This window comes from Streptomyces sp. NPDC091376 (assembly GCF_044757085.1).
Classification (GTDB): domain Bacteria; phylum Actinomycetota; class Actinomycetes; order Streptomycetales; family Streptomycetaceae; genus Streptomyces; species Streptomyces pratisoli.
In genome coordinates this window covers 114,622-134,925 of the sequence record NZ_JBIVUF010000001.1, presented here as the reverse complement: position 1 = coordinate 134,925, position 20,304 = coordinate 114,622, and the positions used below count along the sequence as shown (strand labels likewise).

The window sequence follows — 20,304 nt, the reverse complement described above, 5'->3', positions numbered from 1 at the left end:
TTTGCTCAACGAATGGCGAAAATCAAGCTTCCGTTAATGCCCGCTACTGGTCCGCCGTTCAACAGGATTCACCGAACCCGGACGCGCTCTCGGCAACAGGACTCAGCAAAAGGAAACGAGCGGGACAGACACCTCCGCACAAGGTGTCCGTCCCGCTCGTCTCTCGGTGTGCCGGGGCCGCCGGCCGGTCGGTGAGGGTCGGGGACCTACCGACGGCCCCGGGGTCTCAGCGGCTGTCGCTGCCGGAGGACTGCGCCGCCGCGCGGCCGGCCTCCAGACGCGCCACCGGGATCCGGAACGGCGAGCAGGAGACGTAGTCCAGGCCCACCTCGTGGAAGAAGTGCACCGACTCCGGGTCGCCGCCGTGCTCACCGCAGACGCCGAGCTTCAGGTCCGGGCGGGTGGCCCGGCCGGCCGCCACGGCATTGCGTACGAGCGAGCCGACGCCGTCCTTGTCGATGGTCTCGAACGGGCTGACGCCGAAGATGCCCTTCTCCAGGTAGGCCGTGAAGAACGAGGCCTCCACGTCGTCCCGGCTGAAGCCCCACACGGTCTGGGTGAGGTCGTTCGTACCGAAGGAGAAGAACTCGGCGGCCTCGGCGATCTGTCCGGCGGTCAGCGCGGCCCGCGGCAGCTCGATCATCGTGCCGAGCGCCAGCTTCAGCTCGATGCCGGTCCTCGCCTCGACCTCGGCGATGACCTGCTCGGCCTCCTCACGGACGATCTCCAGCTCCTGGACGGTGCCGACGAGCGGGATCATGATCTCCGCACGCGGGTCGCCCTTGGCGTTCTTGCGCTCGGCCGCGGCCTCGGCGATCGCCCGCACCTGCATCGTGAACAGACCGGGGATGACCAGGCCGAGACGGACACCGCGCAGACCCAGCATCGGGTTCTGCTCGTGCAGCCGGTGCACGGCCTGCAGCAGCCGCAGGTCGTTCTCGTTGGCGTCCTTACGGGCCTCGGCGAGCGCGACGCGCACCGACAGCTCGGTGATGTCCGGCAGGAACTCGTGCAGCGGCGGGTCCAGCAGCCGCACCGTCACCGGCAGCCCGTCCATCGCCTCGAACAGCTCGACGAAGTCCTTCTTCTGCAGCGGCAGCAGCGCCTCGAGCGCCGTCTCGCGCTCGTCGTCGGTGTCGGCGAGGATCAGCTTCTCGACCATCTCGCGGCGCTCACCGAGGAACATGTGCTCGGTGCGGCACAGGCCGATGCCCTGCGCACCGAAGCGCCGCGCCCGCAGCGCGTCCTCGGCGTTGTCGGCGTTGGCCCGCACCCGCAGCCGGCGCACCCGGTCCGCGTACGCCATGATCCGGTGCACGGCCGCGACCAGCTCGTCGGCGTCGTCGGCGCCCGCGTGCATCCGGCCCTCGAAGTACTCGACGACCGGGGACGGCACGACCGGGACCTCACCGAGGTACACCTTGCCGGTGGAGCCGTCGATGGAGACGACGTCGCCCTCCTCGACGACGGTGCCGTTCACCGTCATCCGGCGCCGCTTGGTGTCGACCTCCAGCTCCTCGGCGCCACAGACACAGGTCTTGCCCATGCCGCGGGCGACGACGGCGGCGTGCGAGGTCTTGCCGCCGCGGGAGGTCAGGATGCCCTCGGCCGCGATCATGCCGTCGAGGTCGTCCGGGTTGGTCTCACGGCGGATCAGGATGACCTTCTCGCCCGAGCGGGACCACTTGACCGCCGTGTACGAGTCGAAGACGGCCTTGCCGACCGCCGCGCCCGGGGAGGCGGCGATACCGCGGCCGATCTTCTCGACCTTCGCCGACTCGTCGAAGCGCGGGAACATCAGCTGTGCGAGCTGGGCGCCGGTGACGCGCTGCAGCGCCTCGGCCTCGTCGATGAGGCCCTGGTCCACGAGCTGGGTCGCGATCCGGAAGGCGGCCCCGGCGGTGCGCTTGCCGACACGGGTCTGCAGCATCCACAGCTGCCCGCGCTCGATGGTGAACTCGATGTCGCACAGGTCCTTGTAGTGCGTCTCCAGCGTCTCCATGATCTGCATCAGCTGGTCGTACGACTTCTTGTCGATCGACTCCAGCTCGGCGAGCGGCACGGTGTTGCGGATACCGGCGACGACGTCCTCGCCCTGCGCGTTCTGCAGGTAGTCGCCGTAGACGCCCTGGTGGCCGGAGGCGGGGTCACGGGTGAAGGCGACACCGGTGCCCGAGTCCGGGCCGAGGTTGCCGAAGACCATGGAACAGACGTTGACGGCCGTACCCAGGTCGCCGGGGATGCGCTCCTGGCGGCGGTAGAGCTTGGCGCGGTCGGTGTTCCAGGAGTCGAAGACGGCGCGGACGGCGAGGTCCATCTGCTCGCGCGGGTCCTGCGGGAAGTCCCGGCCCGTCTCGCTCTTGACGATCTTCTTGAACTGCTTGACCAGCTTCTTCCAGTCGGCCGCGTCCAGGTCGGTGTCGACGCTGACCTTCTTGGCGTCCTTGGCCGCCTCCAGGGCGTCCTCGAACAGCTCGCCTTCGACACCGAGGACCGTCTTGCCGAACATCTGGATGAGCCGGCGGTAGGAGTCCCACGCGAAGCGCTCGTCGCCGGCCTGCTTGGCCAGACCCTCCACGGAGACGTCGGAGAGGCCGATGTTCAGGACGGTGTCCATCATGCCCGGCATGGAGAACTTGGCACCGGAGCGTACGGACACCAGCAGCGGGTTGTCGGCCTGGCCGAGCTTCTTGCCCATGCCCTGCTCCAGCGCGTCGAGGTGCGCACTCACCTCGTCACGCAGTGCCGCGGGCTCCTCGCCGCTGTCGAGGTAGACCTTGCAGGCCTCGGTGGTGATGGTGAAGCCCGGAGGGACGGGCAGACCCAGGTTGGTCATCTCGGCGAGGTTGGCACCCTTGCCACCGAGGAGGTCCTTGAGGTCCTTGTTGCCCTCGGTGAAGTCGTAGACGAACTTCTGATCTTTGTTTTCCGACACGGGTCTCGACTCCTCGAGGACTCGGTGGCTGCCCTGACGGCGAGGAACATACCCAGATCGAAGGCACCTGGGTACGTCCACTTGTCCGTCATTCGGCCGTAACCACCCGTCCGCCAGCAGATCGCAGGTTACCGATGCGTAAAGCTGGGCGCCCCAGCATCTTCATCCCTCGAAGGGCGCTTGACTCAAAACAGGGAATCCCCGCTCACATGAGCGCCGCACGAGGCATCTGAGTTCACTTATTGAACACAGAAGGGGTGGCACTGAGTGCCACCCCTTCTGAAGTCACAGTCACCCCGAGAGCGCTCATCTGAGCGCAACCCTTATCAAGGGTGGCGAGAATCACGCCGCTTCCAGGGGCCGAATTCCAGTATCCGGACCCACCCCTGCCCGGATCCGGACCCCGCCCCGCAGGACCCGGAACCGCCGCCGGGAGCGCCGGCGACCGGTCAGCCGCCCGAGGTGTCCAGCTCCGCATCCTCGCCCACACCTGCACAGTCGTACGGATCCTTCAGCCAGCCGTCCGGCAGAACGACCCGGTTGTTCCCCGACGTACGCCCACGCGGCCCGTCCGCACCCACCGGCCACGACTGGTCCAGGTCCAGCTCGCTCAGCTGAGCACCCAGCTCCTCCAGCGACGAGGTCACCGCCAGCCTCTTGCGCATCTCGGAACCGACCGCGAAACCCTTCAGGTACCAGGCCACGTGCTTACGGAAGTCGATCACGCCACGGGACTCGTCCCCGATCCACTCCCCCAGCAACCGGGCATGCCGCACCATCACGTCCGCGACCTCACGCAGCGACGGACGCGCACAGCCCCCGCCCCCCTCGAAAGCCGCGACGAGATCCCCGAACAGCCACGGCCGCCCCAGGCAGCCCCGCCCCACGACCACCCCGTCACAGCCCGTCTCCCGCATCATCCGCAGAGCGTCGTCCGCCGACCAGATGTCGCCGTTGCCGAGCACCGGGATCTCCGGCACATGCTCCTTGAGCCGCGCGATCGCGTCCCAGTCGGCCGTGCCGCCGTAGTGCTGCGCCGCCGTACGCCCGTGCAGCGCGATCGCCGTGACGCCCGCCTCGACCGCGATCCGGCCGGCGTCGAGATACGTGATGTGATCGTCGTCGATGCCCTTGCGCATCTTCATCGTCACCGGCAGATCCCCGGCGTTGCCGACGGCCTCGTCGAGGATGGCCCGCAGCAGATGCCGCTTGTACGGGAGCGCCGAACCACCGCCCTTGCGGGTCACCTTGGGGACCGGGCAGCCGAAGTTCAGATCGATGTGGTCGGCCAGATCCTCGTCCACGATCATGCGGACCGCCTTGCCGACGGTGACCGGGTCCACTCCGTACAACTGGATCGAGCGCGGCGTCTCGGCCTCGTCGAAATGGATGAGCTGCATCGTCTTCTCGTTGCGCTCGACCAGCGCCCGCGTCGTGATCATCTCGCTGACGAACAGCCCCTTGCCGCCTGAGAACTCACGACAGAGGGTGCGGAACGGGGCGTTCGTGATGCCGGCCATGGGCGCGAGCACCACCGGGGGCTGCACGGCGTGCGGACCGATGGACAGCATGGAGGACTGGGCGAGCGTGGTCATTGGCCCATTGTCGCGCATTCCCCGAGTCGTTAGTTAGACGTACTATGCATGCATGCCAGCGTCAGAGCCCACACCCGAGCCGAGCCGCCGACGAAGGCTGCTGATCCTGGCCGTCTGCTGCATGAGTCTGCTGATCGTCAGCCTGGACAACACCGTCCTCAACGTCGCCCTGCCCTCCATGCGCAGCGATCTGAACGCCACGGTCGCCGGCATGCAGTGGACCATCGACGCCTACACCCTCGTCCTCGCCTCCCTCCTCATGCTCGCCGGATCCACCGCCGACCGCATCGGCCGCCGCAAGGTCTTCAAGACCGGACTCGTCCTCTTCACCCTCGGCTCCGTCCTCTGCTCCCTCGCGCCGAACCTCGAATCCCTCGTCGCCTTCCGCATGATCCAGGCCATCGGCGGCTCCATGCTCAACCCCGTCGCCATGTCGATCATCACCAACACCTTCACCGACCCACGCGAACGCGCCCGCGCCATCGGCGCCTGGGGCGCCGTCGTCGGCATATCCATGGCCGCAGGACCGGTCGTCGGCGGCCTCCTCGTCGACACCGTCGGCTGGCGCTCCATCTTCTGGATCAACGTCCCGGTCGGCCTCACCGCCCTGCTCCTCACCTGGCGCTACGTCCCCGAGTCCCGCGCCCCCAAGCCACGCCGCCCCGACCCCGTCGGCCAACTCCTCGTCATCACCCTCCTCGGCTCGGTCACCTACGCGATCATCGAAGCGCCCACCGAAGGACCCGGCGCCGTACTCCCCTTCACCGCCCTCGCCGCCCTCGCCCTCGCCGCACTCCTCGCATACGAGCCCCGACGCCCCGAACCTCTCATCGACCTGCGCTTCTTCCGCTCAGCCCCGTTCAGCGGCGCAACCGTCATAGCGATCAGCTCATTCGCCGCACTCAGCGGCTTCCTCTTCCTCAACACCCTCTACCTGCAGGACGTACGCGGACTCTCCGCCCTCCAGGCCAGCCTCTACATGCTCCCCATGGCCGCACTCACCTTCCTCTGCGCCCCGCTGTCGGGCCGCATCGTCGGCAACCGCGGCCCACGACTGCCCCTCATCGTCGCCGGAATCACCATGGCCGCGTGCGGACTGCTCTTCGCCGCCTTCGAGGCCGAGACCTCCACCCCGCTCCTCTTCACGGGATACGTCCTCTTCGGCCTCGGCTTCGGCATGGTCAACGCCCCCATCACCAACACCGCCGTCTCCGGCATGCCCCGCTCCCAGGCGGGCGTCGCCGCGGCGGTCGCCTCCACCAGCCGCCAGACCGGCGCGACCCTCGGCGTCGCCGTCATCGGCTCCGTCCTGGCCGCCGGCACGAGCGCCGCGAACCCCACGGCCGGCTTCGTCGAGGCCGGCCGCCCCGCCTGGTGGATCATCACCGCCTGCGGCCTGTCCGTCCTGGTCGTAGGACTCGCGACGAGCGGCCGCTGGGCACGCGAAACGGCGCGCCGGACGGCAGAACGCCTGGAGGCGGTCCCGCCACGAACTCCGGCGGACAGCCGCGCGTCCTGATCCACTCGACCCCGCTGAATCCCGGCCTGAATCCCGCCGATGCCGACCTCACGGCCCGCGGCTCTCGCTACTCTGAGTGTCCGGCACAACACGCGTGGCTGTCTGGCCCGCACGGGTGGGGAAGGCGCATCATGACCCTGATGCTTGAGCGACCGACGACGATAGAGGCTGCGGACGGCCCACCGCCCTTCCAGGCGATGTGCCAGACCTTGCTGACCATGGAGGTGCCCGACGGCTACCGGGCAGAGATCGTCGGGGGAAACATCGTCATGTCGCCATGGTCCAGGGGTTTCTACCTGCCTGTAATGCGCTCAATCCGCGCTCAACTGGAGCCGCACGCACGCAAGGGCCACGTCGTCGACCACGCCCCGTTCCTGTTCACCTTCCCAGGGGAAGAGCGAGCCTACGGTCCCGACATCTACGCCGCGGCGGCATCCGCCTTCCGGACCGAAGCACGGCACATCGACGGCGAGGCCCTCTCGTTCGCCTGCGAGCTGACGTCACCCGCCACCCGCCTGGTGGACTGGCAGGACAAGGCCCCTGTCTACGGCAGGGCAGGCGTCCCCGTGTACCTGCTCATCGACATGGAAGAGGAAGCCGCCACGGTCTTCTGGGGCCCGTCCGAGAAGGGCTATCTCTCGCGCACGACGGTCCCGTTCGGCGGCAAGCTCGAGATTCCCGACCCGTTCGGCTGTGAACTCGACACCTCCGGCTTCGAGGTACCCGGCAGGACCACCACCGAGAGCTGAGGTCCGTCCCTCAGCAGCCGTCGGCCCCGCGCGCGCGGGCGCCGGCCCTGGTGCGGGAGGCGGAGGTGGCCCGCTGGGGGTGGCGGCGGACGTACTCCGCCTCCAGGGCGGCCATCCGGGCGGTGTGCGTCTCCAGGGCGTCGTCCGATCCGTACAGCAGCGTCTCGTGACGCGTGCGGTGGATGGCCTCCAGTTCCTTCAGCAGCAGCCCTTCGTCCAACTGCTCCGGTGCCACTCCGCGGTCCCGCTCGGCCATGACTCACACCTCCGGATCGATACGTCCCTCCATCATGGACCGGATCCGGCGACGGCAGCGGGAAGCGGATCGGGCCCGGATCACGGGAAGTGATCCGGGCCCGACCGAGGTGAGTGAACGTCAGCTCTGGGCGTCCGTCCCGCTCTGGGACGGCTCGGCGGTCTCGCCGTTCTCGCCCTGCTCGGCGCCCTGCGCGCGCTCGCGCATCTTGCGCAGGAGTTCCTGCTTCTGGTCGGCGGTCGCCTGGCGGTCGGCCTGGCGCGCCGGACCGTTGCCGTGCTGGTCGGCGCGGGACAGCTTCTTGCGCTGTCCGCCCACGCCGAGGAGGTTGTTACGGCCCTTGGCCACGGGGTTCTCCCATCGTGGTGAGAAGTGATCCGAATGTCAGCTGGTGGGGGCGGTACGTGGCCGCCGCACTCTCACTCGTAGATCTGGAAGAAGGAGGACATGCGAGTGACGGTACAGCCCGGCACAGGGCCGGACACCCGATTTTCCCGGTGCGTCGAGTGAGGCGGGACACGCGAGAACAGATGATGACTGACAGATTTTGAAATCTGTCAGCTGTCATGCCATAGTCGTTATCGCAACGTCCGCTTTCCCCTCCCCCGAGGAGCCCTTCGCATGACCATCCCCACCCGCCCTCTCGGCACCACCGGTCCCCGTGTCTCCGCCCTGGGACTCGGCGCCATGGGCATGTCCGCGCTGTACGGCGACGCCGACCGTTCGGAGTCGATCGCGACGGTCCATGCCGCGCTCGACGCCGGCGTCACGCTGATCGACACGGGCGACTTCTACGGCATGGGCCACAACGAGCTGCTGATCGGCGAGGCGCTCCGCGCCGCTCCGGCGGCTGCCCGCGAGAAGGCGCTGATCAGCGTGAAGTTCGGTGCGCTGCGTGATCCGGACGGCGGCTGGACCGGGCATGACGGCCGGCCTGCCGCGGTGAAGAACTTCGCGGCGTACTCGCTGCAGCGTCTCGGCACCGACCACATCGACGTCTACCGGATCGCACGGCTCGACCCCGACGTACCGGTCGAGGAGACGGTCGGCGCCATCGCCGAGCTGGTCGAGGCGGGGCATGTGCGGCACATCGGTATGTCCGAGGTCGGTGCGGAGACCCTGCGCCGGGCGGCCTCGGTCGCCCCGATCTGCGACCTGCAGATCGAGTACTCGCTGATCTCGCGCGGCATCGAGGACGCCATCCTGCCCACGGCCCGTGAGCTGGGCATCGGCATCACGGCGTACGGCGTGCTGTCGCGCGGCCTGATCAGCGGCCATTTCACCGGCGACCGGAAGCTGGCGGCGAACGACTTCCGTGGCATGAGCCCGCGCTTCCAGGGTGAGAATCTGCGGCACAACCTCGACCTCGTCGAGCAGCTACGCAAGATCGCCGAGCAGAAGGGCGTCTCGGTCGCCCAGATCGCGATCGCCTGGGTGCTGTCCCGGGGTGAGGACATCGTGCCGCTGGTCGGTGCCCGCCGCAGGGACCGGCTCTCCGAGGCGCTGGGCGCTCTGGACGTCACGCTCGACGCGGCCGATCTGGAGGCGATCGAGCGGGCCGTGCCGATGGGCGCGGCGGCCGGTGAGCGCTACCCGGAGGGGCAGATGGCGCATCTCGACAGCGAGCACTGAGAGTGGTCGTCGAGGGTGTCGGCGGCCGGGACCAGGTCGTGTCGGTCGTGTCAGTCGTGAAGGGTAACGTCACTGCCATGTCCACCACCGAGGCCTTGACCGCCGACCGCATCCTCGAAGCGACCGAGGAGGTGCTGCGCCGGTTCGGCCCGTCGAAGGCGACGGTCGTCGATGTGGCGCGCGCTCTCGGGGTCAGTCACGGCAGTGTGTACCGGCATTTCCGTACGAAGGCGGCGCTGCGTGAGGCGGTGACGGCGCGCTGGCTCGGCCGGACCGAGGAGCTGCTGTCGGAGATCACGGAGGGGCGGGCCCGGTCGGCGGAGGAGAAGCTGCGTGCGTGGCTGGCGGGTCTCTTCGAGACGAAGCGTCACAAGGCGGGGGACGATCCCGAGCTGTTCGCCACGTACATGGTGCTGATCACCGAGGCGAGCGGGGTCGTGGACGAGCATCTGATGGTGCTGGTGAGCCAGTTGACGCGGATCGTCGAAGAGGGTGTGCGCAGCGGGGAGTTCGGGGCCGCGTCGCCGGTGTCGGTGGCGCAGGCGGTGTTCGACGCGACGGCGCGTTTCCATGATCCGGTGCATGCGCCGGAGTGGCGGAGGCCGTCGATCGATGACGAGTTCCGTGCGGTGTGCGAGTTGTTGCTGCGCGGGCTGCGGGCCTGAACTGCGCGGGTGACCGCGGCGCGTTCGGGGTCCAGTCCGTTCCGTCCGTGCGAACCGTTCCGTCCGTGCGGTCCGTTCAGTCCGTGCGGTCCCGGGTGGGGTCGACGGTTGCCTGGTGTGCGTCGGCGAGGTGTTCCTCGGCCTTGAGCCAGGGCAGGAATTGTGCGCCTTTGCGCCAGCCGCAGGTGTCGCAGGTCAACGACCTTTGTACGCCTGCTTTCTGGACCCGGACGGTGTGTTCTCGTCCGTGCTGGTCCCATCTGCTGACCTTGCTGCTGGTGGTGGACGGCATGGCGGGGGCTCCCCTGTCGACGGTCGACGAGTGGGCCCAGTGTGCAACGAAGCCCCCGGTTCCGTACCCGGAACCGGGGGCCTTTTGTCGTCGTCCTGGTGAACGTCCTGGTGAAGGTTGTGAGGACGTCAGCAGCCGATGAGGCGGGTGGCGAGGTAGCCCTGGATCTGGTCCAGGGAGACGCGCTCCTGCTTCATGGTGTCGCGCTCGCGCACGGTGACGGCGTTGTCGTCGAGGGTGTCGAAGTCGACGGTGACGCAGTAGGGGGTGCCGATCTCGTCCTGGCGGCGGTAGCGGCGGCCGATGGCGCCGGCGTCGTCGAACTCGATGTTCCAGTTCTGCCGGAGGTCGGCGGCGAGGCCCTTGGCCTTCGGGGAGAGCTGGGGGTTGCGGGAGAGCGGCAGGACGGCGACCTTGACGGGCGCGATGCGCGGGTCGAGGCGCATGACGGTGCGCTTCTCCATGACGCCCTTGGCGTTGGGTGCCTCGTCCTCGTTGTACGCGTCGAGCATGAAGGCGAGCATGGTGCGGCCGACGCCGGCGGCGGGCTCGATGACGTACGGGGTCCAGCGCTCGCCGGCTTCCTGGTCGAAGTACGACAGGTCCTGGCCGGAGGCCTTGGAGTGGGCGTTCAGGTCGTAGTCGGTGCGGTTGGCGACGCCTTCGAGCTCGCCCCATTCGCTGCCGCCGAACTGGAAGCGGTACTCGATGTCGGCGGTGCGCTTGGAGTAGTGGGAGAGCTTCTCCTTGGGGTGCTCGTACCAGCGCATGTTCTCCTCACGCAGGCCCAGGCCGGTGTACCAGTTCCAGCGCTGCTCCATCCAGTACTCGTGCCACTGCTCGTCCTCGCCGGGCTTGACGAAGAACTCCATCTCCATCTGCTCGAACTCGCGGGTGCGGAAGATGAAGTTGCCGGGCGTGATCTCGTTGCGGAAGGACTTGCCGACCTGGGCGATGCCGAACGGGGGCTTCTTGCGCGAGGTCTGCTGGACCTGGCCGAAGTTGGTGAAGATGCCCTGGGCGGTCTCGGGGCGCAGGTAGGCGACGGAGCCGGAGTCCTGGGTGGGGCCGAGGTGGGTGGAGAGCAGGCCGGAGAACTGCTTGGGCTCGGTGAACTGGCCCTTGTTGCCGCAGTTGGGGCAGTTGATGTCGGCGAGGCCGTTCGCGGGGCCGTGGCCGTGCTTCTCCTCGTACGCCTCCTCCAGGTGGTCGGCGCGGAAGCGCTTGTGGCAGGAGGTGCACTCGGTGAGGGGGTCGGTGAAGGTCGCGACGTGGCCTGAGGCTTCCCACACCTCGGTGGCCAGGATCACCGAGGAGTCGAGTCCGACGACGTCCTCGCGGGCGGTGACCATGTAGCGCCACCACTGGCGCTTGATGTTCTCCTTGAGCTCGGTTCCCAGCGGCCCGTAGTCCCAGGCGGCGCGCTGTCCGCCGTAGATCTCGCTGCACGGGTAGACAAAGCCACGGCGCTTGCTCAGGTTGACGATCGTGTCGATCTTGTCGGCGGCCACGGTGCTCTCTTCACTACGACGACGAATTGGGATGAGGTGGCGCGAAGCGCCTTGGTGAGGGGGGTGATCGGCTGATGGGCGGGGCGAATGCTTCAGATTACCGGCGGGCGCACCCCCGGGATCAAATCGGTCCGGGGTACGGGCGCACGCGACCCTTTGTTGACAATCGTTTCCACTTTTGTTGAAAATGACTGTCATGAACGTACGACGCCTCATACCCGCCACCGCCGTCGCCGGAGCGAGCGCTCTGGCTCTTGTCACCCTCTCCGCGTGCTCGGGTTCCGAAGCCGCGGGCGGCGGCAAGAACGACGGCAAGGTGGATGTGGTGGCGTCCTTCTACCCCATGCAGTATCTCGCCGAGCAGATCGGCGGTGAACACGTGGCGGTCACCTCTCTCACGAAGCCCGGCGTGGAGCCGCACGACCTGGAGCTGAAGCCCAGGCAGACCTCGGAGCTCCGCCAGGCCGACTACGTCCTGTATCTGAAGGGCATCCAGCCCGCGGTCGACGACGCGATCGCGCAGGCCGGTGTGGAGAACACGGTCGACGCGGCCACGCTGACGCAGCTGGAGAGCCACGGGACCGGAGTGGGCCACGACCACGGCCACGATCACGGTCACGAGGGCGAGGAGCACGCAGGCGAGGAGCACGGCGGGCACGAGGGCGAGGAGCACGGCGAGGAAAACGCCGCCGCCGATCCGCACGTCTGGCTCGACCCGGTCAAGTACGCGGAGGTCGCCAAGGGCGTCGGCGCCTCCCTGGCGAAGGCGGACCCGGCCCACGCCGCGGACTACCGGAAGAACACCGACACACTCGTCGCCAAGCTGAAGGCGCTCGACACCAGGTTCGCCGAGGGCCTGAAGAACACCGGCACCAGGACCTTCATCACCACCCACTCCGCCTTCGGCTATCTCGCCGAGCGCTACGGCCTGGAGCAGGAGGGCGTCGCCGGCCTCGACCCCGAGTCCGAGCCCAGCCCCGCCCGGATCAAGGAGCTCCAGGCGGTCGCGAAGAGGGACAAGGTCACCACCGTCTTCTTCGAGACCCTGGCCAGCGACAGGACGGCGAAGACGCTCGCCGGGGACACGGGCCTGAAGACGGACGTCCTGGACCCGCTGGAGGGAATCACGGACAGGTCCAAGGGCGATGACTACATCGAGGTGATGGAGTCCAACCTCGCGGCGCTGCAGAAGGCGCTCGGCGCGAAGTGACACCAGCAGCTGGAGCAACAGCGGAAGCAGCATCGGAGGCGCAGTCCATGGAGCCCGTCATATCCGTCCGCGGAGCCAGGGCCACGCTCGGCTCGCGCCCCGTGCTGCGTGGCGTCGACCTCACCGTGCACCGCGGTGAGGTCGTCGCGCTGCTCGGTGCGAACGGCTCGGGCAAGTCGACGGCCGTGCGGTCGGTGATCGGTCAGGTGCCGCTCACGGACGGTTCGGTGTCGCTGTTCGGTACGGAGCTGCGGCGTTTCCGCCAGTGGTCGCGGGTGGGTTACGTACCGCAGCGGACGACCGCGACGAGTGGTGTGCCCGCGACGGTCCGTGAGGTGGTGGCTTCCGGCCGGCTGTCGCGTACGAAGCTGAAGTGGCCGTCCGGGGAGGACAGGGCCGCCGTACGGCGGGCGATCGAACTGGTCGGGCTGGCCGACCGGGCGAAGGACTCGGTGAGCGCGCTGTCCGGCGGCCAGCACCAGCGGGTGCTGATCGCCCGTGCGCTGGCCGCCGACCCCGAACTGCTGATCATGGACGAGCCGATGGCGGGCGTGGACCTCGCCAGCCAGCAGATCCTGGCCGGGACGCTGCGCGAGCAGGTGGCGGCCGGGGCGACGGTGCTGCTCGTGCTCCATGAACTGGGCCCGCTGGAGCCGCTGATCGACCGCGCGGTGGTGCTGCGCGACGGCTGTGTCGTCCATGACGGTCCGCCGCCCGAGGCGGTCGGCCAGCATGCGCTGCCGGGCCATGACCATGTACATCCGCACGCGGCCGACGAGCCGCTCCGCACGGGACTGCTGACCTGATCATGGAACTGCTCCAGGACCCCTTCATGCAGCGGGCGCTGCTGGCCGCCGTACTGGTCGGCATCACGGCGCCCGCCGTGGGCATTCATCTGGTCCAGCGCCGGCAGGCGCTGATGGGCGACGGCATCGGCCACGTGGCGATGACGGGGGTCGGTCTCGGCTTCCTGCTGTCCACCAACCCGGTGTGGATGGCGACGCTGGTCGCGGTCGCCGGTTCCGTCGCGATGGAGCTGATCCGGGCCTACGGGCGTACGCGCGGGGACATCGCGCTGGCGATGCTCTTCTACGGCGGCATGGCGGGCGGCGTCCTGCTGATGAACCTCAGCGGCACCGGCTCGACGGCCAAGCTCACCACCTATCTCTTCGGCTCGCTGTCGACGGTCTCCGACGAGGACGTCGTCGCGATCTGTCTGCTGGCGGCCTTCGTGCTGCTGGTGACGGTCGGTCTGCGGCGGCAACTGTTCGCGATCAGCCAGGACGAGGAGTTCGCACGGGTCACGGGTCTTCCGGTGCGGGCGATGAACCTCCTGGTGGCGGTGACGGCCGCGGTGACGGTGACGGTGGCGATGCGTGTGGTGGGTCTGCTGCTGGTGAGCGCGCTGATGGTGGTGCCGGTGGCGGCGGCGCAGCAGATCACCCGGTCGTTCGCGGTGACGTTCGTCGTGGCCGTGGCGATCGGTGTGGCGGTCACGCTGACGGGTACGGTCGCCACGTACTACCAGGACGTGCCGCCGGGTGCGACGATCGTGCTGCTGGCGATCGGGGTCTTCGGGCTGCTGACGGTGCTGGCGGCGCCGCTGGCCAGGCGGCGGGCGAGAGCGGCGGTGAGCGCGGCCGGGGCGGCCGGGGCGGAGTGCGATGTGGACGTTCCGTCCGTGGGCGGTGTGACCGCTGATGTCGCGACTGTCCGGTCGGTGGCCGAAAAAGGCTGATCGGCCCTCCGGTCCGGGCCTGGCAGAATGTCCGGCGGAGAGCGGCGCAACGTTAGGAGGCACCTGTGGCGACGGCTGGACCCCCCGTGCGCGGCCGGTCGACCCGTCAGCGGGCCGCGGTGGCGGCGGCGCTGGACGAGGTGGACGAGTTCCGCAGTGCGCAGGAGCTGCACGACATGCTCAAGCACCGCGGCGATTCGGTCGGCCTGACGACGGTCTACCGGACGCTGCAGTCCCTCGCCGACGCCGGTGAGGTGGATGTGCTGCGCACGAGCGACGGTGAGGCGGTGTACCGGCGTTGTGAGTCCGGTGAGCACCACCATCATCTGGTGTGCCGGATGTGCGGCAAGGCGGTCGAGGTCGAGGGCCCCGCGGTGGAGCAGTGGGCGGAGACGATTGCCGCGCAGCACGGTTATGTGAACGTGGCACACACCGTGGAGATCTTCGGTACGTGCGCGGAGTGCGCGCGGAAGTGAGTCGACGTGGTCGACGTGATCGACGTAGGTGAAAGGGCCTGCACCCGGCGCCGGGTGCAGGCCCTTTCCCATGCGCCGGGTCAGCCGGCGGGGTCCGGAGCCGGGGCAGGGGCAGGGTCCTTGCCCTGCATGGCGAGGAGTTCCTCGTTGGGGATCGCACCGCCGAAGCGGCGGTCGCGTGAGGCGAACTCCAGGCAGGCCCGCCACAGGTCACGGCGGTCGAAGTCGGGCCAGAGCACGTCCTGGAAGACCATCTCGGCGTAGGCGCTCTGCCAGATCAGGTAGTTGGAGGTGCGCTGCTCGCCGCTCGGCCGCAGGAAGAGGTCGACGTCCGGCATGTCCGGGTAGTAGAGGTACTTCTGGAGGGTCTTCTCGTCGACCTTGGACGGGTCGAGCCGCCCGGCCTTCACATCCGCCGCCAGCGCCTGCGCCGCGTCGGCGATCTCCGCGCGCCCGCCGTAGTTCATGCAGAAGTACAGCGTGAGCCTGTCGTTGTCCTTGGTCTGCTCCTGGGCGATCTGGAGCTCCTTGGCCACCGACTTCCACAGCTTGGGCATCCGGCCCACCCAGCGGACGCGGATGCCGAGTGCGTCGAGCTGGTCGCGGGTCTTGCGGATGAAGTCGCGGTTGAAGTTCATCAGGAAGCGCACCTCGTCCGGCGAGCGCTTCCAGTTCTCGGTGGAGAAGGCGTAGAGGGAGATGCTTCCGACGCCCATCTCGATCGCGCCCTGCAGCACGTCCAGCACGCGCTCGGCGCCGACCTTGTGCCCCTCGGTGCGGGGCAGGCCGCGCTCCTTGGCCCAGCGGCCGTTGCCGTCCATGACGATCGCCACGTGCTTCGGCACGAGCTCGCCGGGGATCTTCGGCGGACGGGCACCGGAGGGGTGTGGTTCGGGGGCCTCGTACTCGCGGCGGGAACGTCCCAGGAATCCGCGTCGTGCCATGGGGTCACACTCTCCTAGTTCTTCTCTACGTACCGCAGCGATCGCAGGCCGCGCTCCAGGTGCCAGTGCAGATAGGCGGACACCAGTCCGCCGCCCTCCCTGACGTGGCGCTCCTCGCACCCCTCCGCGGCGTCCCAGTCTCCGGTCAGCAGCGCGCTGAGCAGTGCGACGGCCTCCGCAGAGGGTACGACGCTGCCGGGTACCCGGCAGTCGGCGCATATGACTCCGCCGGCCGCGACGGAGAAGAATCGGTTCGGCCCGTGGATGCCGCACTTCGCGCAGTCCTGGAACGACGGCGCGTAGCCGTTCACGGCGAGGGAGCGCAGCAGGAACGCGTCGAGGATGAGGTGCGGGGGGTGCTCGCCGCGGGAGAGGGAGCGCAGCCCGCCGACGAGCAGCAGGTACTGCTGCACGGCCGGCTCGCCCTCGTGGTCGGTGAACCGCTCCGCGGTCTCCAGCATGGCGGTGCCGGCGGTGTAGCGGGCGTAGTCGGTGACGATCCCGCTGCCGTACGGAGCGATGGTCTCGCTCTGTGTGCACAGCGGGAGCCCGCGGCCGACGAGATCGCTGCCGCGTGCGAAGAACTGCACGTCCACGTGCGAGAACGGTTCGAGCCGCGCCCCGAACTTCGACTTGGTACGGCGCACCCCACGGGCGACGGCGCGGACGCGCCCGTGCCCGCGGGTGAGGATCGTGATGATCCGGTCCGCCTCACCCAGCTTCTGGGTGCGCAGCACGATGCCGTCGTCGCGGAACAGACTCATGGGCCCATTCTCGCGTATGGGTGCGGGGCGGCGGGCGGGGGTCGTCGCTCCTGGCGGTGAAAAGGTCGGTGCGGCATGGCGGAGCCCGAGTCCCGTGCGCGATCCTCCGGCGGGTGTACCGGCCGGAAGCCCGGTGGTCGTCCAGCTCCGGCCGGTACGGTACGAAGGCCAGCCCCATCCGCCCCGGAGGTCCCTGTGAGCGCGCGGCCCGATGGCCCGTACGGGCCACTGATCCCGATGCCCGCCCTGACACCTGATGCGTTGCGGGAGGCGGTCTCCCGGATCGCTCCGAGTCGTGTGCCGGCCCTGACCCGGCACCTCTTCGAGGCGACGACCAACGCCCAGCAGACGCAGAGCCTCGCCCCCCTCCGGGCGTTCGTCCATTCCTGGGCCGTGTTCGTCGCGATCGAACGCCACCCGGAGCGTGCGGCGCGACTTCGCGAGCTCGAGCGGATCGTGGACGCGGGTGAGCAGGACCCTGCGGACGCCATTGTGGAGATCACGCGGATCCGCGCGGCGACCGAGGCCGAGGCAGGCCTGTGAGCGACTGGACCTGGGACTGCAACCCGAGCCAGGAGTACGTCACCGAGGGACTGCCGCCCGGGGTCATGGCGGAGGTGGACGCCTGAGTACCGAACTCGCCGCTCTCGGCAAGGACTCGGTGCGGGTCGGCAGGCCCTTCGACCGCGAGGGCGGCCTGCGCGAGTTCGACATCCTCGGTGGACGTGGCTTCATCAGCTTTCCGCCGGTCCCGCGCCATGAGTGCGTCTACGTGTGCAACGTCACCTGGTACGGCTGAGGCGCTTCACGGCGTCTCACGGCACCTCACCGCGGCTGCGGGCGTTCGCGTACGCCGTTGCCGCGCGCAGGCGCTCCATGGCGGTGGCGGGGCGCACCACCTCCGGAGCGCAGTCCCATTCGCGGCCACCGCCGATCGGTCTGAGCTGTACGTACGGCCCCTCGTACCCCATGACTCTGCCCATCCGGCCGGAGCTCGTGTCAATCACGTACGACCCCACCGCCGGCGGCTTCATCGGTCCGTCTCCTCCCCGGGCAGCGCGGCGGCCATCCTCCGCGCGGTCTCGACGTTGCACCGGCCCAGTTCGACCAGGACGCGGGTCTCGCGTCCGTCGTACGACAGGGGGTCGATCCCGAGCGACGGCAGCGTCACGCCGATGCGTGCGAGCGCGCCCCGCAATTCCGCCACGACCGCTTCCGCGTCCTGGAGGTGTTCCCTTTCCGCCACGGCGCTCCTCTCCTCGTGCTTCCCGTGCTTCCGGATGCCTTGTGTCTTTCCCATCTCGAGTGTGAAGACACGGACCTAGAATCGGCAGACATACGCGCGCTACAACTGCACGGCAGCACAAAGGAGTTAATCCATGGCCAACGCAGGTATGGGGCGGGGAGCCTGGGCACGGCAGGCGGCCTGGGAGTTCTTCGGCCTGGAGCTGAAGCGGAGGCGGGAGGCGGCCGGGCTGACGCAGGGGGAACTGGGGCGGCGGGTATTCGTCTCCGGCGGGTACATCGGCCAATTCGAACAGGCGATTAGGAAGCCGCAGAAGGATGTGGCGGGACGGATCGACGAGGCGCTACAAACCGACGGCTTTTTCGAACGGATGTGGAGGAAGCTCATCGCCGGTTCGCCGTACGCGGATTACTTCGCGGCGGTAGCGGAACTGGAACTGCTGGCGACGAGGATCTGCGAGTTCGCACCGACGGTCGTGCCTGGTCTGCTGCAGACCGCCGAGTACGCGCAGGCGGTCACGCTCGCGGCCAACCCGTTCGCCTCCGAGGACTACGTCGAGGAGAAGGTCGTGTCCCGGATGGAGCGCGCGCACATCCTCAAGGACGCTACAAGGCCCGAGTATTGGGCGACGCTGCATGAGAACGCCTTACGCGTTCCCGTCGGTGGCCGGGGCGAGATGGCCCGGCAGTTGGACCACATCGCGGTCATGGCGCGCGAGCGCAAGGCCCTCGTAACGGTCGTCCCGTACACGGCTGGGGCGCATGCCTCCATGGATGGGTCGTTGAGGCTCATGGAGTTCGATGACGCGCCGCCAACCGCCTATACGGAGACGTCGTTTTCGGGCACGTTGCTGGACGATCCGGCAGTGGTGAAGCGCGTACAACGCGCCTACGATCTGCTCAGGGTCGCCGCGCTGTCGCCGGAGGCGTCCCTCGCCATGATCGAGTCGGCGGCTGAGGACTACAGACGATGCCCGAGTACGACCTGAGCAACGCCCGCTGGCGCAAGAGCAGCTACAGCAACGGCGAGGGCGGCGAGTGCGTCGAGGTCGCCCACGACTTCCCCGGCGCCGCACCATGGCGCAAGAGCACTTACAGCAACGGCGAAGGCGGCAACTGCGTCGAGGTCCTTGACGACCTCCCCGGTGTCGTCCCCGTCAGGGACAGCAAGGTCCCTGACGGGTCCGTCATCGTCCTCCCCGCCGCGGCCTGGGCCGCCTTCGTCGAGGGCGTCGTCAAACCCTGAGCGTGCCCTTGCCGCTCGCCAGTGGCCATTCGCGGTGGAGGCTGCCCAGCGGGATGCGGTGCTGGAGGATCGGTGTGCCGAAGATCGCCAGCTGGAGTTGGAGGTTTCCGCTGAGGTCGAAGCCGCCGTGCAGCGCCCAGGTGCCGGAGACCTTCGCCGTGCCGTCCGAGGACGCGTCCGCGCGGGCCTCGGCCTCCGCGCGCAGGTAGGGGGCGAAGTCGGCGGTGAGGCCGACCATGCCGTACAGGCCGACGGACGCCTCGGCGCCGAGGGTGGTCTTCGCCTGGCCGGCGGCGGTGACGGTGCTGGTGACCGGGGTGCTCTTCACGTCGGAGGTGCTGACGGGCGTCCAGCCGTCGCCCGGGGCGTAGCTGCCGCCGACGCGGAAGTCGCCCTTGACGCTCTGCTGGACGTCGAGGGTGATGCGGCCGTCGGCCTCGACCTGGAGGTAGCAGGTCAGGTCGAGGTTGACGACGACGGGCACGGGGCCGACCTGGATGACCGGGTCGGCGTGCAGCTTGGCGAAGGGGATGCGCTGGGTGGCCTTCGCGGAGGCGCGGCCCTTGAGGGCCCACTGTGCGCTCCAGTCGCCGGTCATGCCGAGGAAGGCGGAGCCGGGCGCGGGGCGGCCGGACTGGCCGTTGGCGCTGCCGTCGTAGGAGAACTCCACCTGCGGCGCGAGCTGGACGAAGCCGGAGACGGACGCGGCGGCGGACACGGGTGCGTCGTCGGCGGTGGCGAGGGCGGCGCCGACGTCGAGGCGCAGGCTGCCGAGGGGGAGCTTCGCTCCGCTGGGGCCGAAGGTGGCGCCGCCGTTCTTGGCCCAGGAGATCTTGACGCCCTTGACGAGGGGTTCGACGTCGAAGGTGGAGGGGTCGACGGGGACCTGTCCGTCGGCCTTGTCGTCGGCGAGGAGGGTGTTGAGGGTGGTGGGCTTCGTGCGGACCTCGGTGCCCTTGTCGGTGGTGCCAACGACTTCGGTGACCTGGGCCAGCAGTCCTTCGGGGGCGCCGGGTGCGGGGGCGCTGGCGATGACGTCGCCGGTCTTGACCGGGGCGTCGGCCGTGGGTGACGCGGTGGGTGTGGCCGACGGGGTCTCGTCCCGGCGCGGGGTGGATATGACGGCGCGTCGGGTGCGCTTGTCGTAGGAGGCGACCTTCAGGGTGCTCTTCTTCGCGCTGTTGCCGCCGTCGGAGCTGCGGCGGGCCACGGCCGTCGGGGTGGGCTTTCCTTCGGGCGCGGCTTCGACGTCGAGCTGTTCGCTTCCGTCGCCCGCTGTTGCCGTGGCGGCGGCGGGGGTGGGCCCGGCGGCCGGGTGGTCGGCGGTGTCGGGGCCGGCCGAGCAGCCGCTCGCGGCGATCGTGATCGCGAGCGCGGTCAGCGCGGGGGCCAGGAGTCTCCTGGTGGAATGACGCACGGGGGTGTCCTCCGGCGAATGAAGGGTGAGGGGGGTGGTTGCCGCCACTCGTTCTTACTCGCGAGTAACAGCGGAGGCATCATGCCACGCGCGCACGGGCCGTTCACAAT

General features: G+C 69.0%; 23 protein-coding genes. 12 read left to right on the top strand and 11 right to left on the bottom strand.

The window, feature by feature from the left end; translation table 11 throughout:
- Nucleotides 1-226: 226 nt before the first annotated feature.
- Nucleotides 227-2,935: a pyruvate, phosphate dikinase gene (gene ppdK, locus ACIQMR_RS00565; protein ID WP_401381197.1), complete on the bottom strand. Its 2,709-nt coding sequence runs from the start codon at nt 2,933-2,935 to the stop codon at nt 227-229.
- Between the two features lie 449 nt (nt 2,936-3,384).
- A complete protein-coding gene (gene dusB, locus ACIQMR_RS00560) occupies nt 3,385-4,530 on the bottom strand; it encodes a tRNA dihydrouridine synthase DusB (protein ID WP_401381193.1) in 1,146 nt (381 codons plus the stop codon).
- A gap of 52 nt (nt 4,531-4,582) precedes the next feature.
- Between dusB and ACIQMR_RS00555 the strand changes: the two genes are divergently transcribed.
- Together ACIQMR_RS00555 and ACIQMR_RS00550 are read left to right on the top strand one after the other, a co-directional pair.
- Complete coding sequence (locus tag ACIQMR_RS00555) at nt 4,583-6,049, top strand: MFS transporter (protein ID WP_401381191.1); 1,467 nt, start codon at nt 4,583-4,585, stop codon at nt 6,047-6,049.
- A gap of 140 nt (nt 6,050-6,189) precedes the next feature.
- Nucleotides 6,190-6,798 (top strand): Uma2 family endonuclease, encoded by a 609-nt coding sequence (locus ACIQMR_RS00550; protein WP_401381189.1) that lies wholly within the window; start codon nt 6,190-6,192, stop codon nt 6,796-6,798.
- Nucleotides 6,799-6,808: 10 nt separating this feature from the next.
- On the opposite strand, the gene ACIQMR_RS00545 is transcribed toward ACIQMR_RS00550, so the two are convergent.
- Nucleotides 6,809-7,054 (bottom strand): DUF6158 family protein, encoded by a 246-nt coding sequence (locus tag ACIQMR_RS00545; RefSeq protein ID WP_266374332.1) that lies wholly within the window; start codon nt 7,052-7,054, stop codon nt 6,809-6,811.
- Between the two features lie 120 nt (nt 7,055-7,174).
- Entirely contained in the window at nt 7,175-7,402 is a 228-nt protein-coding gene (locus tag ACIQMR_RS00540) for a DUF6243 family protein (RefSeq protein WP_401381186.1), read from the bottom strand.
- Nucleotides 7,403-7,681: 279 nt separating this feature from the next.
- On the opposite strand from ACIQMR_RS00540, the gene ACIQMR_RS00535 reads away from it, so the two are divergent.
- Both ACIQMR_RS00535 and ACIQMR_RS00530 read left to right on the top strand, forming a co-directional pair.
- Nucleotides 7,682-8,686, top strand: a complete 1,005-nt coding sequence (locus tag ACIQMR_RS00535) for an aldo/keto reductase (protein ID WP_401382601.1) — start codon at nt 7,682-7,684, stop codon at nt 8,684-8,686.
- Nucleotides 8,687-8,763: 77 nt separating this feature from the next.
- A complete protein-coding gene (locus tag ACIQMR_RS00530; protein ID WP_401381184.1) occupies nt 8,764-9,351 on the top strand; it encodes a TetR family transcriptional regulator in 588 nt (195 codons plus the stop codon).
- A gap of 76 nt (nt 9,352-9,427) precedes the next feature.
- Here the strand turns inward: ACIQMR_RS00530 and ACIQMR_RS00525 are convergent, their stop codons facing one another.
- Both ACIQMR_RS00525 and ACIQMR_RS00520 read right to left on the bottom strand, forming a co-directional pair.
- Nucleotides 9,428-9,643, bottom strand: coding sequence for a hypothetical protein (locus ACIQMR_RS00525; protein WP_401381181.1), 216 nt, complete (start codon nt 9,641-9,643; stop codon nt 9,428-9,430).
- A gap of 128 nt (nt 9,644-9,771) precedes the next feature.
- The gene (locus ACIQMR_RS00520; RefSeq protein WP_401381179.1) at nt 9,772-11,154 is read right to left on the bottom strand and encodes a glycine--tRNA ligase; all 1,383 of its coding nucleotides are present in this window, start codon (nt 11,152-11,154) and stop codon (nt 9,772-9,774) included.
- 196 nt (nt 11,155-11,350) lie between these two features.
- Here ACIQMR_RS00520 and ACIQMR_RS00515 point away from each other — a divergent pair, with 196 nt between their 5' ends.
- From ACIQMR_RS00515 to ACIQMR_RS00500, 4 genes are all read left to right on the top strand, one after another.
- Nucleotides 11,351-12,364 carry a metal ABC transporter substrate-binding protein gene (locus ACIQMR_RS00515; protein ID WP_401381177.1) on the top strand — a complete coding sequence of 338 codons (1,014 nt, stop codon included), beginning with the start codon at nt 11,351-11,353 and terminating at the stop codon, nt 12,362-12,364.
- A 47-nt stretch (nt 12,365-12,411) separates the two neighbouring features.
- A complete protein-coding gene (locus ACIQMR_RS00510; RefSeq protein ID WP_401381175.1) occupies nt 12,412-13,170 on the top strand; it encodes a metal ABC transporter ATP-binding protein in 759 nt (252 codons plus the stop codon).
- Nucleotides 13,171-13,172: 2 nt separating this feature from the next.
- Complete coding sequence (locus tag ACIQMR_RS00505; protein WP_401381172.1) at nt 13,173-14,102, top strand: metal ABC transporter permease; 930 nt, start codon at nt 13,173-13,175, stop codon at nt 14,100-14,102.
- Nucleotides 14,103-14,167: 65 nt separating this feature from the next.
- Nucleotides 14,168-14,578 (top strand): Fur family transcriptional regulator, encoded by a 411-nt coding sequence (locus ACIQMR_RS00500; RefSeq protein WP_266374322.1) that lies wholly within the window; start codon nt 14,168-14,170, stop codon nt 14,576-14,578.
- A gap of 80 nt (nt 14,579-14,658) precedes the next feature.
- Here ACIQMR_RS00500 and ACIQMR_RS00495 read toward each other — a convergent pair whose 3' ends face one another.
- Both ACIQMR_RS00495 and recO read right to left on the bottom strand, forming a co-directional pair.
- Complete coding sequence (locus ACIQMR_RS00495) at nt 14,659-15,522, bottom strand: isoprenyl transferase (RefSeq protein ID WP_401381170.1); 864 nt, start codon at nt 15,520-15,522, stop codon at nt 14,659-14,661.
- A 14-nt stretch (nt 15,523-15,536) separates the two neighbouring features.
- Entirely contained in the window at nt 15,537-16,286 is a 750-nt protein-coding gene (recO, locus tag ACIQMR_RS00490; RefSeq protein WP_401381167.1) for a DNA repair protein RecO, read from the bottom strand.
- 195 nt (nt 16,287-16,481) lie between these two features.
- Here recO and ACIQMR_RS00485 point away from each other — a divergent pair, with 195 nt between their 5' ends.
- Both ACIQMR_RS00485 and ACIQMR_RS00480 read left to right on the top strand, forming a co-directional pair.
- Entirely contained in the window at nt 16,482-16,829 is a 348-nt protein-coding gene (locus tag ACIQMR_RS00485) for a DUF6247 family protein (RefSeq protein ID WP_401381165.1), read from the top strand.
- Nucleotides 16,830-16,947: 118 nt separating this feature from the next.
- Nucleotides 16,948-17,085, top strand: a complete 138-nt coding sequence (locus ACIQMR_RS00480; protein WP_401381163.1) for a hypothetical protein — start codon at nt 16,948-16,950, stop codon at nt 17,083-17,085.
- Nucleotides 17,086-17,101: 16 nt separating this feature from the next.
- Here the strand turns inward: ACIQMR_RS00480 and ACIQMR_RS00475 are convergent, their stop codons facing one another.
- Together ACIQMR_RS00475 and ACIQMR_RS00470 are read right to left on the bottom strand one after the other, a co-directional pair.
- Entirely contained in the window at nt 17,102-17,320 is a 219-nt protein-coding gene (locus ACIQMR_RS00475; RefSeq protein WP_401381160.1) for a hypothetical protein, read from the bottom strand.
- On the bottom strand, nt 17,317-17,532 hold the full coding sequence (locus ACIQMR_RS00470) for a hypothetical protein (protein ID WP_358667397.1): 216 nt from the start codon (nt 17,530-17,532) through the stop codon (nt 17,317-17,319). The genes ACIQMR_RS00475 and ACIQMR_RS00470 overlap by 4 nt, the downstream gene beginning before the upstream one ends.
- A 133-nt stretch (nt 17,533-17,665) precedes the next feature.
- Here ACIQMR_RS00470 and ACIQMR_RS00465 point away from each other — a divergent pair, with 133 nt between their 5' ends.
- Nucleotides 17,666-18,520: a helix-turn-helix transcriptional regulator gene (locus ACIQMR_RS00465; RefSeq protein ID WP_401381157.1), complete on the top strand. Its 855-nt coding sequence runs from the start codon at nt 17,666-17,668 to the stop codon at nt 18,518-18,520.
- A complete protein-coding gene (locus tag ACIQMR_RS00460) occupies nt 18,502-18,777 on the top strand; it encodes a DUF397 domain-containing protein (protein WP_401381154.1) in 276 nt (91 codons plus the stop codon). The genes ACIQMR_RS00465 and ACIQMR_RS00460 overlap by 19 nt, the downstream gene beginning before the upstream one ends.
- Here ACIQMR_RS00460 and ACIQMR_RS00455 read toward each other — a convergent pair.
- The gene (locus ACIQMR_RS00455; protein ID WP_401381152.1) at nt 18,767-20,194 is read right to left on the bottom strand and encodes a hypothetical protein; all 1,428 of its coding nucleotides are present in this window, start codon (nt 20,192-20,194) and stop codon (nt 18,767-18,769) included. The genes ACIQMR_RS00460 and ACIQMR_RS00455 overlap by 11 nt on opposite strands.
- Between the last annotated feature and the right edge of the window lie 110 nt (nt 20,195-20,304).

Excerpts from the sequence above, each read along its gene's own strand:
- dusB (WP_401381193.1), bottom strand. The coding sequence starts at position 4,530 with ATGACCACGCTCGCCCAGTCCTCCATGCTGTCCATCGGTCCGCACGCC.
- ACIQMR_RS00555 (WP_401381191.1), top strand. The coding sequence starts at position 4,583 with ATGCCAGCGTCAGAGCCCACACCCGAGCCGAGCCGCCGACGAAGGCTG.
- ACIQMR_RS00550 (WP_401381189.1), top strand. The coding sequence starts at position 6,190 with ATGCTTGAGCGACCGACGACGATAGAGGCTGCGGACGGCCCACCGCCC.
- ACIQMR_RS00545 (WP_266374332.1), bottom strand. The coding sequence starts at position 7,054 with ATGGCCGAGCGGGACCGCGGAGTGGCACCGGAGCAGTTGGACGAAGGG.
- ACIQMR_RS00530 (WP_401381184.1), top strand. The coding sequence starts at position 8,764 with ATGTCCACCACCGAGGCCTTGACCGCCGACCGCATCCTCGAAGCGACC.
- ACIQMR_RS00525 (WP_401381181.1), bottom strand. The coding sequence starts at position 9,643 with ATGCCGTCCACCACCAGCAGCAAGGTCAGCAGATGGGACCAGCACGGA.
- ACIQMR_RS00515 (WP_401381177.1), top strand. The coding sequence starts at position 11,351 with ATGAACGTACGACGCCTCATACCCGCCACCGCCGTCGCCGGAGCGAGC.
- ACIQMR_RS00510 (WP_401381175.1), top strand. The coding sequence starts at position 12,412 with ATGGAGCCCGTCATATCCGTCCGCGGAGCCAGGGCCACGCTCGGCTCG.
- ACIQMR_RS00505 (WP_401381172.1), top strand. The coding sequence starts at position 13,173 with ATGGAACTGCTCCAGGACCCCTTCATGCAGCGGGCGCTGCTGGCCGCC.
- ACIQMR_RS00495 (WP_401381170.1), bottom strand. The coding sequence starts at position 15,522 with ATGGCACGACGCGGATTCCTGGGACGTTCCCGCCGCGAGTACGAGGCC.
- recO (WP_401381167.1), bottom strand. The coding sequence starts at position 16,286 with ATGAGTCTGTTCCGCGACGACGGCATCGTGCTGCGCACCCAGAAGCTG.
- ACIQMR_RS00475 (WP_401381160.1), bottom strand. The coding sequence starts at position 17,320 with ATGAAGCCGCCGGCGGTGGGGTCGTACGTGATTGACACGAGCTCCGGC.
- ACIQMR_RS00465 (WP_401381157.1), top strand. The coding sequence starts at position 17,666 with ATGGCCAACGCAGGTATGGGGCGGGGAGCCTGGGCACGGCAGGCGGCC.
- ACIQMR_RS00460 (WP_401381154.1), top strand. The coding sequence starts at position 18,502 with ATGCCCGAGTACGACCTGAGCAACGCCCGCTGGCGCAAGAGCAGCTAC.